General features: G+C 53.6%; 14 protein-coding genes. 8 read left to right on the forward strand and 6 right to left on the reverse strand.

The window, feature by feature from the left end; translation table 11 throughout:
* Nucleotides 1-47: 47 nt before the first annotated feature.
* Nucleotides 48-1,223 (forward strand): tRNA uracil 4-sulfurtransferase ThiI, encoded by a 1,176-nt coding sequence (gene thiI / locus ACZ44I_RS04145; RefSeq protein ID WP_464548491.1) that lies wholly within the window; start codon nt 48-50, stop codon nt 1,221-1,223.
* On the opposite strand, the gene pscS is transcribed toward thiI, so the two are convergent.
* A complete protein-coding gene (pscS, locus tag ACZ44I_RS04150) occupies nt 1,206-2,387 on the reverse strand; it encodes an O-phospho-L-seryl-tRNA:Cys-tRNA synthase (RefSeq protein WP_464548489.1) in 1,182 nt (393 codons plus the stop codon). The two genes, thiI and pscS, sit on opposite strands and share 18 nt — an antisense overlap.
* A 1-nt stretch (nt 2,388) precedes the next feature.
* A complete protein-coding gene (locus ACZ44I_RS04155; RefSeq protein WP_464548487.1) occupies nt 2,389-2,568 on the reverse strand; it encodes a hypothetical protein in 180 nt (59 codons plus the stop codon).
* 85 nt (nt 2,569-2,653) lie between these two features.
* Between ACZ44I_RS04155 and ACZ44I_RS04160 the strand changes: the two genes are divergently transcribed.
* The 6 genes from ACZ44I_RS04160 (at nt 2,654) to tnpC (ending at nt 11,224) form a co-directional block, all read left to right on the forward strand.
* Nucleotides 2,654-3,787 carry a metallophosphoesterase family protein gene (locus tag ACZ44I_RS04160; RefSeq protein WP_464548485.1) on the forward strand — a complete coding sequence of 378 codons (1,134 nt, stop codon included), beginning with the start codon at nt 2,654-2,656 and terminating at the stop codon, nt 3,785-3,787.
* Nucleotides 3,784-6,951, forward strand: a complete 3,168-nt coding sequence (locus tag ACZ44I_RS04165; protein WP_464548483.1) for an AAA family ATPase — start codon at nt 3,784-3,786, stop codon at nt 6,949-6,951. Before ACZ44I_RS04160 ends, ACZ44I_RS04165 begins: the two co-directional genes overlap by 4 nt.
* On the forward strand, nt 6,948-7,922 hold the full coding sequence (locus ACZ44I_RS04170; protein WP_464548481.1) for a DNA double-strand break repair nuclease NurA: 975 nt from the start codon (nt 6,948-6,950) through the stop codon (nt 7,920-7,922). The genes ACZ44I_RS04165 and ACZ44I_RS04170 overlap by 4 nt, the downstream gene beginning before the upstream one ends.
* On the forward strand, nt 7,900-9,498 hold the full coding sequence (locus ACZ44I_RS04175) for an ATP-binding protein (protein WP_464548479.1): 1,599 nt from the start codon (nt 7,900-7,902) through the stop codon (nt 9,496-9,498). Before ACZ44I_RS04170 ends, ACZ44I_RS04175 begins: the two co-directional genes overlap by 23 nt.
* 168 nt (nt 9,499-9,666) lie before the next feature.
* Nucleotides 9,667-9,831, forward strand: coding sequence for a DUF2080 family transposase-associated protein (locus ACZ44I_RS04180; RefSeq protein WP_464548477.1), 165 nt, complete (start codon nt 9,667-9,669; stop codon nt 9,829-9,831).
* Nucleotides 9,815-11,224, forward strand: a complete 1,410-nt coding sequence (gene tnpC, locus ACZ44I_RS04185) for an IS66 family transposase (protein ID WP_464548475.1) — start codon at nt 9,815-9,817, stop codon at nt 11,222-11,224. The genes ACZ44I_RS04180 and tnpC overlap by 17 nt, the downstream gene beginning before the upstream one ends.
* A 4-nt stretch (nt 11,225-11,228) precedes the next feature.
* Here tnpC and ACZ44I_RS04190 read toward each other — a convergent pair whose 3' ends face one another.
* Nucleotides 11,229-11,765 (reverse strand): nucleotide-binding protein, encoded by a 537-nt coding sequence (locus tag ACZ44I_RS04190; RefSeq protein WP_464548473.1) that lies wholly within the window; start codon nt 11,763-11,765, stop codon nt 11,229-11,231.
* Between the two features lie 21 nt (nt 11,766-11,786).
* Nucleotides 11,787-12,644 carry a formate/nitrite transporter family protein gene (locus ACZ44I_RS04195; protein WP_464548471.1) on the reverse strand — a complete coding sequence of 286 codons (858 nt, stop codon included), beginning with the start codon at nt 12,642-12,644 and terminating at the stop codon, nt 11,787-11,789.
* A 353-nt stretch (nt 12,645-12,997) separates the two neighbouring features.
* On the opposite strand from ACZ44I_RS04195, the gene ACZ44I_RS04200 reads away from it, so the two are divergent.
* On the forward strand, nt 12,998-13,585 hold the full coding sequence (locus ACZ44I_RS04200) for a hypothetical protein (protein ID WP_464548469.1): 588 nt from the start codon (nt 12,998-13,000) through the stop codon (nt 13,583-13,585).
* Between the two features lie 77 nt (nt 13,586-13,662).
* Here ACZ44I_RS04200 and ACZ44I_RS04205 read toward each other — a convergent pair whose 3' ends face one another.
* Nucleotides 13,663-14,571: a hydantoinase/oxoprolinase family protein gene (locus ACZ44I_RS04205; protein WP_464548468.1), complete on the reverse strand. Its 909-nt coding sequence runs from the start codon at nt 14,569-14,571 to the stop codon at nt 13,663-13,665.
* Nucleotides 14,568-15,452, reverse strand: a complete 885-nt coding sequence (locus tag ACZ44I_RS04210) for an ATP-grasp domain-containing protein (protein WP_464548466.1) — start codon at nt 15,450-15,452, stop codon at nt 14,568-14,570. The genes ACZ44I_RS04205 and ACZ44I_RS04210 overlap by 4 nt, the downstream gene beginning before the upstream one ends.
* Nucleotides 15,453-15,459: the final 7 nt, after the last annotated feature.

A 15,459-nucleotide genomic window follows, 5' to 3' on the forward strand; every position in this document is an offset into this window, starting at 1 on the left:
AGAGGTTACCGCTCCCCTCATCTGCTATTGAGTCCAATGAGGTACCTATGCAGCAGCAGGTGATGGTGCGGTACGGCGAGCTCTTTTTGAAGAGCGAATCGGTCATGCACCACTATATCAGGATACTCACCCGCAACATCGGACGGGCGCTTGAAGCGGCAGGGCTTTCCCATACGATGGAGGAGCACCGGGGGCGGCTCTATATCAACTGCGATGATCCGGTTCGCGCAGCAGAAGCCGCCCGTGTCTTTGGTGTCGTGGATACATCTGTCGTCATCCGGACAGAACCGACGATGGAGGCGATTGCAGCTGCCGCTGTCGAGCAGGTGATCAGATCAGGCAGGACAAAGGGCTCATTTGCGGTCCGGGCACGGCGGGAGGCGGTGAAGGGCTTCACCAGCCAGGAGCTCGGGGCATTCGTCGGATCAGAGATCCTTGACCGGTACCCGGACTTTACCGTCGATCTCACGAACCCGGAGTACGAGGTCTTTGTCGAGGCCCGCCACTACGGGGGATTTGTCACCGACTCCTTCTCTCCCGGCCCAGGGGGCCTCCCGCTCGGCACGCAGGGACGGGCAGTCTGCCTCATCTCAGCAGGAATCGACTCGCCGGTTGCCGCGTGGCTGATGATGCGCAGGGGTACCGAGCTCATCCTCCTCCATATGAGTGGCGGGAGATATGCAGGCGCCGCCACGCGGGATGATGCATTTCACCATGCCGAGACGCTCTCGACACACTGCATGGGAACGCAGATCCCCACAATCGAGATCGATATGGAGCCGTTCTTCTCGGCACTGCTCACATTGAAGGAACCGCGGTTTCGCTGTATCCTCTGCAAACGGTTCATGCACCGGGTGGCAAGCCGGATCGGGGAAGAACACAAATGCTCTGCCATTGTGAACGGGGATAACCTCGGGCAGGTCGCATCACAGACACTCGAGAATCTGGCGACCGTGACCCCGGCTGCCACGCTGCCTGTACTCCGCCCTCTCATCACCTATGATAAGGAGGAGATCGTGAATCTCGGAAAGAAGATCGGGACCTTCATCGCCCGCCCAGGCGATCATGCCTGCCGGATGGTGCCGAAGAAACCTGCCACCGCCGCGACGATCCCCCAGATCGAAGAGGAGGAGGCGAAGCTCCCGATGGATGATCTGATACAAAAAGCAGTGGAAAGCGCAGTCAAAAGAACCGCGCTCTCTGGTTTAGTCATTGACGGCTAAGCCGTTCTCACGTGCGATATCGAGGAAGACGGATGCTGTGTACTCTGCCTGTGCCTTTGTCATCCCATAGGTATTGAACTTCCAGACCTTTGTGGCTCCGGGAATCACCCCGGCAATACCTCTCTTTCCAAGCGCACTCGTGAGGAAGAAGCCTCGTTTCTTATGGGTCTCCGCCACACGATCAAATGACTCGCGTGTGTCGATCCTGGTCAGGGTATGCTCCCGCGGCATATCCGAGAGTATTTTTGTTCCTTCGATTGCGAGGAGCGCATCAATGATCACCCTGCTCTTTGCAAGCTCATCATCCCAGGCAAGCACCCGCTCCTTTACATGGGGAAACGATGCCATCATCCCCATCATGGTGACGCCCATTAAGGTGCAGCCCATCATCGCCACCTCCTTGATCCCAAATGTCCTGCCGGTCTGATCCCCCTTCACCGCAGTGGTGGCAAAGATCCTCTCGGCATATTCAGCAGTTGTCGCAACGAGCCCGGAGGGTGCCGGTGCCGCCATCGATTTGTGGCCGGATCCGATCACAAAATCCACCCCGAGATCTCTTCCGGATACCGGGAGAATTCCGACAGTGTACGCACCATTATAGAGGACCGGTATATCATAGCTGTGGGCTACTTTTGCGATCCCCCTGATGTCATGGTGGTTGCCAAACTGGTAATCCACTCCTTCGACAAAGAGGAGTGCAGGTGTCTTCCCCTCTGTTTTTATTATCCGCTCGATCGTCTCTGCGGCGGCATCCGGGGTGATATGGTTCTTCTCATCCTTTGGGATCTCACGCGGCACTGCCCCCACCGACTCGACTGCCATAAACTCGGTATAGTGGGAGAGAGCGGTCAGGATCACCGGATCGCCCTTCTGCACCATCCCCTGGCAGACCGCCTGAAACCCCCGCCGTGCACCCGGAACAACCCGGCATGTATCCATCTCAAGCCAGGAGGCGAGATCGGCATGGAAGTCCGCAATTGGCGGTTTTTTGATATAGTCGAGACGGAATGGCTTGCGGCAGTTGTCACAGACCGAGTAGCCGTCGCCGTATGCGATCACTGCCTTCATCGCTTCAGCCGTGAGCCGCCCGCCCACCTGGATCGGATCGATGTTGATTGCGGTCTCATCCACCTGCCGGGCTTCGATATCGCCTGCACACCGCATCTCAGATCAGCTCCTCTTCAAGTATATCGACCTGGCGCCTTACGGTTTTCAGCAGTTTCCCGGCTGTTTCCTTCTCTTCAGCACTCAGCTGATGGAGGGGTGCTGTCTCCCGGAGCATCACCCTGATATCGGTCAGGAGAAAGAGTGACTGAAAGAGTGCATCAGTTGCACGTTGTGACATGGTACAGGATCATTATGCCCCCTTCCCTTTTACTTTCACCCTCCACTCCCAGCACTTAATTCTCTTGAGGTAGAAGATACGATCAATGAAGATCATCCACATCGCCGATACCCACCTCGGTGTCGCCGCCTTCTCCCGTGTTGATCCCGAGACCGGCATGAATCTCCGTGAAACGCAGGTTTACCAGAATTTTCTTGCATCAATCGAGGAGATCTGCAAAAAGCGGCCGGATGCGCTCCTCCACGCAGGAGATCTCTTCGACTCGGTGAAGCCGCGGACGCAAGCCTATGTCACCGCATTTGAGGCGCTGGAACTCCTCTCTGATGCCGAAATCCCCCTGATCATGATCGCAGGCAACCACAGTATCCCAAAGACACGGTATACCCGCGCGCCATTCTCCCTCTTCGAATACCACCCCGGCACCGTCCATATGGCATACGGGTTTCGGTATGAGTCCGTCGAGGCAGGTGACACAGTCTTCCACCTGATCCCAAACATGCTCAACCCCGATCAGTACCGGGAGGCATATAACGAGGTTGAACGCTCCCCCTCCCACAATAATGTGCTGGTCACCCACGGGCTTGCGAGCAGTATCGCCGACAAAAGGCTGGCAACGGTCGCAGAACACGAGATTGACTCTGCCATGACAACCGCCGACTTCGATTACATCGCCCTTGGCCATTACCATAACCAGAGCCAGGTGGGACCCCATGCCTGGTACTCGGGCTCAATAGAGCACCTCACCTATGGCGAGATATATGAGAAGAAAGGCGGGCTCTCTGTTGATACCTCGCGGAGGACAGTTGAGCCCATCTCCCTCCCAAAGACCCCGATGATCGATCTCGGTTCCCTGCTGGCAGAGGATATGGCTGCCGGTGAGATCATCGGAGAGATTGAGGCGCGTATAGAAGTGATCTCCTCCCACACCCCCCCGATGGCACAGATCACCCTGGAGGGGATCAGAAAGGAAACAGCCCGCGCCCTCTCCGGACGGGAGATGGCACGCATACGGGAACAGGTGCTTGATCTCAGGATCAAAACCCTCTCCCCCGGCGAGATCGTCTTGGAACGGAGGCAGAGCGATTCAGCTTTTAATATCCAGGAAGAGTTCATCGCCTTTGTGAAAGGCCGGGGGCTCCCGGAGAAGACCGAGTCATATATCCTCGGAAAGGGATCAGGCATCCTAAATTCGATTGTGGAGGAGGCAGATACCGAATGATCCTTGACAGGCTGACGCTGAAGAACTTCAAGCGGTACCGGGATCAGGAGTTCACCTTCAAAGACGGGATCACCGCCATCGTCGGGAGTAATGGTGCCGGGAAGAGTACGATCATGGAGGCGATCGTCTTTGCCCTGTATGGGATCTCCGGCTCCGGGATCGATGCGGAGTATGTGGTTTCTGCCGGAGCAGGGCCAAAAGAGAAATGCGAGGTCCGGCTCTCGTTCCAGACAGGCGGAGAAGGCTACACAATTGTCCGGTCTTTCAGGAAAGGTAAGACAACCCACCATGATGCACAGCTCAATTTCGGGGACGGGCGGCTGATTGCAACCGGCGTCAGCCCTGTGCGGGACGCGGTACAGCAGATTTTGAGGATGGGCCCCTCAGACTTCAGGACCACCATTTATGCGCCGCAGCGGGACCTGCTCGCGCTTCTGGATAAGAATCCGGTCGAGCGGAAACGCTGGTTCATGCGGGCACTTGGGATCGAGCGGATCCGTGATGCATCATGGGAGGCGATCCGGACCGAGATCCGGGGGCTTGAAGATCGGATCGCAACCCTCTCGGGGAGGCTTGAGGAGATCGATTCCGACCGCCTGAAGGTAGCCGATGGCGAGGAGGAGGAGAAGGAGAAGGACTATACCGCTGCCCTCGCCAGAGCAACAGCCGCACTCGAGGCGCTCCAGCTCAAAGAGACTGAGAACACTGTGAAGAAAGAGGCGCTCCAGCAGAAGATGCAGGAGCTCTCAGCACTTACTTCTGATCGATCCGGGAGGCAGGAGGCGCTTCTGAAACTCACCCGCCAGCTTGAGGGGGCAGAAAAAGAACTCTCTTCGCTCAGGGATGATCTCGTCTGCTTCAAAGCAGCAGAGGAGCAGGAGGCCCGCTATGACGAGATCAAAACCCGGACCCTCGCGCTTCGGAAGGCACGGGAGTCGCACCGGGATGCGATAACCCGTCTCAATGAAGCCAAAACACGGCTTCTTGAGCTCTCGCGTTCACAGGCACGGCTTGAAGAGCAACTTGCCCGTGCACGGGATGCAGAAGCCGTTCTCCAACGCCTTGCCGATATCCCGGCAGAGCGGGATCAGCTGCTTGCCCGTCGCCGGTCACTTGAAGAGGCACAGGCAGCATATCACAGAACCGGAAAGGAGCTTGCCTCGCTTGAATCTGAGATCCGGGTGCTGAAGGAGCAGGTGCAGGCGCTGAAGATTGAGCGTGAGAAGCTCGCAGCACTCGAAGCCGAATGTACCCGGATAAGCGATGAGATCAGCACCAAAAACGGAGTCCTGGCGCTATCAGAGCGTTTCCACGAGGGGGAACGGCTGAAGAAGGAGTGCCTGCTCCTGAAGGATCAGATCTCGGGAATCGATACGGATCTCAGGGATTTACGCGAAAAGGCCGCCCCGCTCGCGTCTCAGGTGGAGATGAAGGAGGCAGCAGCCCGGGATCTGGCAGCAGCCCGGAAGATGGCTGAAGTAATCCGGGGGGATAGTGCCACCCTCAGATCCGGGATTGCACATGCAGAGACTGCCCGAAGTGAGGCAGAGCGGCATCTTGCGGAACTTGACGCTGCCGGAGAGGAGAGCAGCTGCCCGACCTGCGGTCAGCCCCTGAAGGAACGGTATGGCGATGCCCGCACCCTCCTCCTTGATCAGATCGCGGAATTTGCATCTGATATCGAATCAAAGAGAGAGAAGCTCGCCTCCTGCGAACTCAGGATCAGGGAGACGGAGCAGGTGATCCGGGAGAAGGACGATCAGATCGCCGCCTGCATGGAAGCGGAAAGAACCCTCGCCGGGATCGAGGCGCAGATACTGGAACGGACAAAAGAGATGGAGCGGCTCACCTCACTCGTCCTCGCAAAACAGGAGGCAATTGCCGCACTGGCGCTTCCGGATATCAGTTGCGATGAGCTCGAATCGCAGGTTGAGGAGTTTCGGTCACTTACCCGGAAGAGGGATGAGATCGCAGGCGCACTCAGGCGCATACCCGAAATTGAGGCGGAACAGAAGGCGCTTGCAGGCCGTGCCGAGTCCCTCTTCCAACGGATGGATGAGGTCTTGCTACTCCGCGAAGAATCAGGATATTCAGAAGATGCTCTCCGTGAGATCGACTCTCTTCAGAAGGCGCTCGAACCACTCTATGAAGAGTTCCGGGAAGCCTCGGTTGTTGCCCGTGGAAGAGAGGCTCTCGAAGAGAATCTCAGGGCTGAAACAGAAGAGATCAAGAAGATCAAACGGGAGTCTGCCCTGGTTGAAGAAGAGATCAGAACGATCGGCTTTGATGAGGCGCAGTACCAGAAAGCCGAGGAAGAGCTGGCAACAGCAATGGATAACCATGACCGCTACCTCTCCCTGAAAGGGAGGATCGAGCGGATACCCTTCATTGAGGCTGATATCAGGCGGCTCTCCGAAGAGAAGTCGCTTCAGGAGACCGCGATCGCGACGATCGAAGAGAAGATCGCAGGATATGCATCAGTCCCGCAGGAGCTTGAGGCGATCCGGCAGAAAGAGGCATCGCTTCAGGAAGAGAAGAAGGGCTGCGATGCCCGGATACGTGAGATCACCGGTCTTCTGGGCGGTGTCCGTGTAAAAAGGGAGAGGATTTTGGAATCTCTCGCAAAAGCAGCAGCATATGAGAAGGAACAGGCAACCCTCCTCTCTGAGAAAGCCCTCCTGGAAACAACCGGCACAATCATGAAACAGTTTGCCGACCACTTAATCGGCTCTGTCCGGGGCAGGATCGAGGGTGAGGTTGGGGAGATACTCTCCCTCATCACCGATGGGCGGTATGAGTATGTCACCCTCGATGACGACTTCTCGATCAGGGTGCATGAGGCAGGCGATGATTATCCGGCATCCCGCTTCTCAGGCGGAGAACAGGATGATATCGCCGTTGCACTCAGGATTGCCCTATCCCGCCATATTGCGGCAACCCACCGTATCCGGGATGCGACTGTTCTGATCTTTGACGAGATCTTCGGGAGCCAGGATGAGGAGCGAAGGAGGAACCTGGTGACTGCACTCAGAAAGCAGGAGCCATACTTCCCACAGATCCTGTTGATCTCCCATATTGAAGGGGTGCAGGAGGAGTGCCAGACAGTTATCAGGGTGGAGGAGCAGCCCGATCTCACCAGTCTTGCAGTGGAGGTGGAGCAGTGAACGGCACCTATATCCAGGATCTGGTCAGGGTGGTTGCAGAGATCAGGCGGCGGAGAGGAGATGTGGGTGGCGCGTCATTCCTCTCTGCAAAGAATATCCTGAGAACCGACTTCGTCCCGATCGAACCCGCAGCAGATCGGCCGGTCACCGCAATTGACGGGAGCAATGCCACCGTCTATTCAACCCCTTTCTTCAACCTGATCGTCTGCCGGGGTGCGATGCCCGCCTATGAAGACCAGGAGAGGAGCACTCTCAGGCTCTCGTCATGGCGGATCTTCAGGATAGGCGAGGGGCAGGATGAGGATTATACCGAGCTCTATTCGGAGTATTTAGGACGGGAACCCGATGTGGGTCTTGAAACAGGGAATACGCTTGCAGCAGAGGCAGCCTTCCGCGATACCATCGAGTACGGTCTCGCCACAATTGCAGCCCGTGAATCAAAACCCGGCACCCTCCTCCTCCTTGACGGCGCACTCTATGCGGAACATCCCTCCCACACCGCGATCCTCGCGGAGCTTCAAAGCATCTGCCGGGAACGCGGCCTCCTCCTCGCCGCCGTCACCAAGAACGCAGGCGCCACCTGGGATGGGGTACACCCGGTTGTCCCGGCGGCGATGAAAGCCGCAGGAGAGCTCAGGCTGTCACCACCCTGGTATCTGAAGGTGGAGGAGGGATATGTTGCCTGCCTCCACCCACGTGCAAAGCGGGCGTTCCTGATCACGATGCCGGAAGGTTATCTGGGGGAAGAGGTTGCCGCCGTCTTTTCGGCACTCTCCTCCTATGCCGGGGATGGCCGGGTGGTCGGGTATCCGTACCCCCTGATGGATGCTCATAGGCAGGCGGTGATCAGATCTGATCAGGTACAGCGGATAAGGCATGATATTATCGCCGGATGTTCGACCCAGTCGATCAATTACGAGGGATATGAAGAGATTCTTGGAGATTACCATGACGAACTTAATCGATATTGATACCAATGATGCAGCAAAATTCCGCCTGATAGGCCAGACGGTCTCAAACTACCGGTGTGCGGTCCCCTATACAAGCGAGATCTTTTTGGGCGATCTGCTGGCAATCCATGATCACCAGAAGCAGTTCACCTTCTATGCAAAAGTGACAGGCATACAGCATGCGAGCAATTTTTCAGATGCTAACTGGGATACCCGCCCCCATACCTCCAATTTCTATAATCTCGGCGAGGATGTCTTCCTCCTCCTTGAAGCAACCCCGCTTGGATATCTCGATCAGAATAAAAATTTCCGCCGCCCAAAGACCGTTCCCACCAAGTTTTCCGGTGTCAGGATCGCAGAAGAGGAGGATTTTGCCTTTCTGGAGGATTACATGGGGAAGATCGAGGTCGGGCTTGTCAGGAACGGAACCGGCACCATTAAAACCGCAAAAGTCGGGCTCCACCCCCATGACTTAAACCAGCATATGGGTGTCTTTGCCACAACCGGGATGGGGAAGAGCAACTTCATGAAGGTCTTCTCGGCATCCTGCATGAAAGAGCAGCCATTTGGACTCCTTATGGTCGATCCGCATGGCGAATACCTTAAAGGTAGGGCAGCACCCGGAGGCGGGGAGAATCCCGGTCTCATCCATTACAGGGAAGGAAGAGGTGGCCTTGTGATCTTCTCGACACGGGATGAACAGTCGATCAAGCGGTACGGCGCATCCACCCTGAGCATCGCTTATGATGATTTCAGGCCCTCTGATCTCTATCCGATATTCGAGTTCTCGGAGGCACAGAGTGAGATTTTAGAGACGGTAAGTGACATCTCAGGGTCTGTCCTGATCGACTTCTTCGGTTCAACCGACTTTACCGAGGACTGGTATGACGGCTATGCCGGCACAAACCCACCGCTTGCCCGCCGCTTAAAGGAGTTCCATGAGGCATCCCTCAGATCAATCAAGCGGAAGCTTGAGATCCTGACCCGCCACAATCCCTTCTTCAGGAGATCCGGCTCCTCCCTCAATGGCATCAGGAGAGCCCTCGAAGAGCAGAAGGTGGTCTTAATTGACATCCCTGGCATGCGTGAACAGTCCGAACTCTTCATCCTCTCCCTCCTCACACGGACATTCTTAAATGAGCGAAGGAATGACGGGTTTGGTGCAGATGAAACCGAGCCGGCAGGCCAGGTCTTAATTGCAATCGAGGAGGCGCAGCGGGTGCTTGGGCCCGGCAGGGGAACCGCCGTCTTCCGTGAATGTGCGATGGAAGGCAGGAAGTTTGGGATCGGCCTCTGTGTGATCACCCAGCAGCCGAAGAATATCGATCCCCGGATCCTCGCCCAGATCAACACCTATGTCGTCCTCGGCCTCTCGGACAAGACCGATCGGCAGATGATCGCATCGAGCGCAAAACAGGATTTAACCCCGCTGGATGGCGAGATCCAGACACTGGAACGGGGAGAAGCGGTGATCAGCACCCTCTCGGTTCCGTTCCCGATAAGCTGCCGGATCCATGCGTTTGATCGATATATCAAACAGGATGATATGAAGAAGACCAACCCGATCAGGGATGGCCTGAAGAATAGTTTTTCGTAGATTATCTCTTCTTTTTGTAAGTGGTCAGTCACCTGAAGCACTGTCCACACCATTCTTTTATTGACCTTCATTTTATCACCATATTCCTCAGATCACCTCATACTCCATGAATCGGTAGTTTTAAATACTATAGATATCTAATAGATATCTCATATGAGGAAAGTCCCAATGAAAGTAACTACAGAGCTGAATGTCAAGAACATCGAAGGGTTCTATGTCAGAACTGTAAAGCCATTTGGAACGAGTGCAAAAGTAGACTGCCCAAAAGAGCATCTCGGAAAAACGGTGTTTCTGGTAATAATCGGTGACGAGAAGAATGACAACAGCTCTTGAAGAGTGCAGGTGCATTAATGCATCTCTCATACGTGAAAATGCCTGTCTTCGAGAGCAGATCGCAACGCTTGAAATGAAAAACAGAGAGCTCAGTGCTGCTTATGACCACTTACAGGAGCAATTCTTAGAATACAAGCATCGCCACCCAAAACAGGTAGGGGTGAAACATGGAAAATCATACGTCATACAACCAGATGACTCATCGCATGCAGCTGATCCTCTTGTAGATACACCTCAACAGATCAAACGAAAACCTGGTGGTCAACCCGGTCATAAAGGACGGTTTAGAGAGAAAGCGACCAATATCACAAAGACAGTTACTGTAGATGTTACCTGTTGCCCAAACTGTGGCAACGATACATTGAGCCGTATTCAGGAAAAAAGAACCCGAGTTATTGAGGATATCCCAGTGCCCGTGGCTGATGTGATCGAATACACACTATGCAGACGATATTGTTCATGTTGTAAGAAGCTTGTCGAGGAACCGATCACGACGGCATTGCCAAAGGCAAGGCTGGGGCTGAAGGTCATGCTTGTTGTGGTCTGGTTGAAAATTGGATTGAGATTGACTGAAGAGGCAATCCCACAAATTCTTGACGAGTTATGCGGGATTCGAATAAGTGAAGGAGAAGTATCCAATATCTGTTCAATGATCGCCAAAGAGTTTGGCGAGTATTATGCTCAATTAGAAGAGGAGATCCGGAGCGCACCTGTTCGGTATATCGATGAAACTTCATGGAGAGAAAACGGTAACAGACAATGGATGTGGGCCTTTGTCACGAAAGGAATGGCATTGTATCGGATCGCGAAAGGTAGAGGACATGAGGTGCCATGCGAGGTGCTTGGAGAACAGCCAAGTGGTGTTGATGTCCACGATAGATTTCGAGCATACGATGTGGTCGAGCGACTTACGGGAAACCGACCTCAACAACTCTGCTGGTTCCATATTCTCGGAGATTCAAAGGAGTTGGTTCAATTATGTGGTGAAGAGGGGAGGACAATCCATAAGGGTATGAAAGAACTTTTTGCCAGTGCAAGTGCATTCGACCACAAAGGGACAGATGAGGATGTCAAGCGTCTGATTGAACGCCTTCATACTGTATTGGGTCAGAATTTCACAAAGTTGAGATGTAAAAAGTTTGCACAATCAATCCTGAAGAGACCGGATCAGCTCTTTGTGTTTGTGACAAACCCAGATGTCGAAGGGACGAATAATCGTGCAGAGCGAGCCATCAGACCACATGTTGTCTACCGAAAAATATCAGGAGGGACACGATCACCGATAGGAACAAAGAGATACGAAGTATTGGCTTCAGTTATCCAAACATTCAAGTTAAAAGAGAAAAATTTTGTGAAAGCGGGATTAGAGATCATTCAAACTTCACATGGCTGACCACTTACTTCTTTTTCTCTTTCTTCTCCGGTTCAGCCTGTGTTTCTTTTACCTTCTTTCTGATGGAAACACAGTTAATGACCGGATCTCCGGTGATGATGTACCGGCGCATAATTGAGCCAAGCACTTCAACAATATCCCCCTTCCCAACATCTTCCTCAGGTGATGTAAACATCTTCACTGCCACTTCTCCGGTCCGATCAGCAATGACGAACTGTGGTCTGTTGAGGAACTTGAAGTGAACCTGTTCAATGAGCCCTTCATACCGAACGACCTTCCCAAGACTTCCATCGGTGATCTGGTTTGCCCGGATCGGTTTTGCCTCAGCCTCGTACATCGGCTTTAAACTCCTGTAATGGCTCTGGCTCATGTAGTTCATAGCCATTGGAATGGTGAGAATGAGTATCAGTGTCGGGATGCCCCAGAGGAGCATCCGATAGTCACCTGATGAAAAAAATGAGAAGAGGAAAATAGCGGTGAAGAAGATGAAGACACCCAGATGGATGATCGTCACTCTCACCGTTATATTTCCGATCTTCATGTGATAACACTACCAGTAACTTTACTTCAGTGCAGCAATCTCTTTGCGGAATGCTACCCAGTAGATGACACCAACAAAGAACAGACCGCCGATGATGTTGCCGATGGTAACCAGTATGACGTTGTTCGTCCACATGGTAACCCAGCTCAGGTTAGCGACATATGATGCATGTTCCGGACCGAGGAATCCGTTTACGAAGATACCTGCGGGAATGAAGTACATGTTCGCGATACTGTGTTCGAGTCCGCTGGAAACGAAAGCCATGATCGGGAACCAGATGCCGAAGAACTTGCCGATGAGGTCATCTGCACATATACCCAGCAGAACAGCCAGGTTTACGAGCCAGTTACAACCGATGGCCTTTAGTAAGAGAGACCACATGGCGGCTCCACCGACATAGGATACCTTACCTTTTGCAATTCCTAACGCCGTCATACCGAAGGCATTAACGGTGACTGCTCCTGCTGCATCCCAGCTTGAGAGAGGGCCATAGGCCATCAGGTATGCATAGACAATCGATCCGATAAAGTTACCAACATAGACCCAGACCCAGAGATTGAGGACCTGCATCCAGCTGATCTTATGGATAAAAGCAGCCATTGGGGCGAGCATTGCGTCGCCTGTAAACAGCTCAGCGCCTGTCAGGATTGTGATAATAAGTCCGACAGGGAAGACAGCACCACGAACGAGTGCTGCAAATCCGGGGCCAAGGAAATCTGCAACGCCTGTGCTACAGACTGTAGCAAGACCTGCTCCCATGGCGATATATGCCCCGGACATGAATCCACGCATGATCATGTTCCAGGCGGGCAGGCCTACCTTATACTTGCCTGCATCTCCCGCCTTTGCAACAATCTGCACTGGAGGATGGAATACCATATTTCTACACACCTCTTTTGAAATGTCCCACCTATCCCTCGAAATGAACTGATCATTTCGGAATAGGCATAGTTGATGATTTTAAGGTAAGATATTAAAACATTTCTAAATAGTTTCTGGTAGAGCATATTTTCAGAATAACAAAAAAACGGTTTTTTAGATACTTATAAATAGTCAATCCAGTTGCATTGAAAACCTTAACCATTTTGTTTATATTCAACTCAACTTATCTCCCTTTGTTTCGGATACATTCTTCATTTTTTCTGATTTTCTCTGGTTGCGCGCAGAATACCTCCCCTGCAGAGGACAGATTAACTACCTACGTGCCCAATGATTTTGTACGTGAGCTGCTGATGGTTCGAAAACAGATGATCCCCCCTTTCCTCTCGGAGATGATCAGATCATCGATCACCCTCTTTGATGAAGTTGAATTCACGGAGATCCCCTCACAGTGCAGTATCTGTTCCTCCTCTCTTCGAAGACACGATCTCAAAAAGAAACGGTTCGCAACCCTTTCTGTTGATGAGATTATAAGACCGGTATTCGTGAAGGTGGCACGGTACCGGTGCAGTGGTTGCGGGAAGCTCTGGTATGCAGATGAGCCATTCTATCCTGATACCCGCCACGGGGTTATACTGGTCGATCTCGCAACTTCGATCGCAAACAAACATCCATTCCACAGAACAGCACGCATTATGGAGGCGCTGGGAATCAGGATCGACCGGGGCACGGTCAGGAACTATGCGCCCCGTTTCTCCGTCCATTCGACTGATATGTACGGTATCCCGGTTCCTGATCGGATCATCTGGTTATCAGGGCTCATCGCAGAGGGGCGTGCCGTCAAAGGGGCAGAACTGCTCGCTGCCCTTCGCCTCCCACCCACAGACCGGGCACTTCCTCGTTCCCCGCCGCCTGAGAAAGAAGAGCGGGAAGAAGAATAAAAGGAAGAAGAACGGGTACCCGAAGAGAAATGAGAGTGCCGTGATCGCAACCGATCCGGCAAGGAGGAGGAGCGGGATCAGATACCGTTTCGTTCTGCCACCTCTCGTACTGCATATGCCGGAAGTGCGTCTGCAAAGTGCCCGAGCTCATCGAAGAGATCGACTCCTCCGAAGGTACTTTCGAGGAGACGAGATCCGATCCCGCCACAAAGGAGTGGCCGACTCCCGATCCTCTTCAACGACTTCTCGATAAGGCTCCGCTCAGCCTTCCAGAATGCTTCGGCAATTGCAACCGCTCCCGCCTCGCCGATCTCCTCCAGATCGGCGCAGACGGATCGTGCAAGCCGTGCAAGGCTCAGATCCCATGTCACCTCCTTTCCATCCGGTGTCGGAGTCGTATACTCTTCAGGAGTGATATTACCAAGGACAAGGTGTGCATCCCCGGCAGATGCAAAGTACTCGGTTGAAAGTGGCGTCTCTTCTCCATCAATAATCACAGAACGGAGGAGCGAGGCAACCGGTGTCCTGAGCATCCCGCAGTAGATGAGGTAGCCCTTTCTGAGACGGGAGAGATCTGTCTCTCCCAACAGTGCGTCAAAGGGAAAGAGCGGTATGATGTCGGTGGTGGTGCTCCCAAAGTCAACAAGCACCGATTCAGGATGCCGCTCCCTCAGGAGATCAGCAGATGCGAGCCAGTTTGCCGCTGCAAGTTCAGGCACCGGTCTGGTATGGAACCGCCCGTCTGTTCCATAGAACCTGGCTTTTGGAAGCACCTCGAGCACCGCGTTGACGATGAATGAAATCCCCTCAGCCTTTGAATAGAAACAGTCTGCAAGCTCCCCGCTCATCACAACAGCGGCTTCGTCGTCAAACTCCGAGAGGATCTCTGTGATCGGCGCCTCCTTCCAGAGCGGGCAGTACCGGATGATCACCTCGTCCCCATCGACGACCTTGGTATTTGCCCCTCCGATATCGATCCCAATCATTGCCTTATAATCCCACCATGTGTATCAAAATGCACTGTTCCATTCAGGTGAACCGGCTCTGGCTCAATCCCTTTGGATGCCTTGATCAGGAGGTCTGCTATCTCCTCTTCCATCACGCTTGCGATTCCAATCAGGCTTGTTGTGATCCGGGGGTTCACATCGATGACGGTGATCCGGTCTCCGACAATCATATCAATCCCGATGTACCCCTGGCAGCCGAGGATGGTGACAACCTTCCGTGCAATCTCCCTGATCTCATCTGCACGGGGATGATCCACCGGCGTCTCCCCGCCGAGGTAGATGATCTTCCCCTCATCCATCATAATCTTCTGCCGGTTGATAGCAAGAACAAACGGCGGTGCCCCGCTATAGAAACTGCATACATCACCGACGACGCGGGATCCGATCACTGAGACAGAGATCTGATCTCCTGTCAGGATCTCCTGGCCAAACTCGCCATCTCCCGGTTCTTCATCCCCGATCCGGGCATTGACCGAGCCCGATCCCCTGATCGGCTTGATCACCCGCATTCCGGCTGATACTTCCTGCGGTACATCTATGCCATGCTCAGCGAGAAGACGTGCGGTCAGCCGTTTGTTGGCGCAGACTGCTGCATTGGTACTGTCTGTTCCGACATTGTGGGTAATTCCTTCCATTCTGCTTGTGAAACCTGCGAGGAGGTGATCGGGTGCGATGACAAGCCCATATGCGCAATCGGGTGCAAGCCTTTCGATCTCTTCCCCAAAATCCCCTTCGCCGGGAGAAACTACCGTGTATCCGAGATCTTCAAAACTCTGCTTCAGGGTATTCAGCATCGCTTCGCCTTCAGGTGCGAGCCTGGGATCATGGTGCAGCGTATACTCTGCGAGGAGCACGTTCATACAGGGA

Source organism: Methanocalculus pumilus (genome assembly GCF_055382585.1).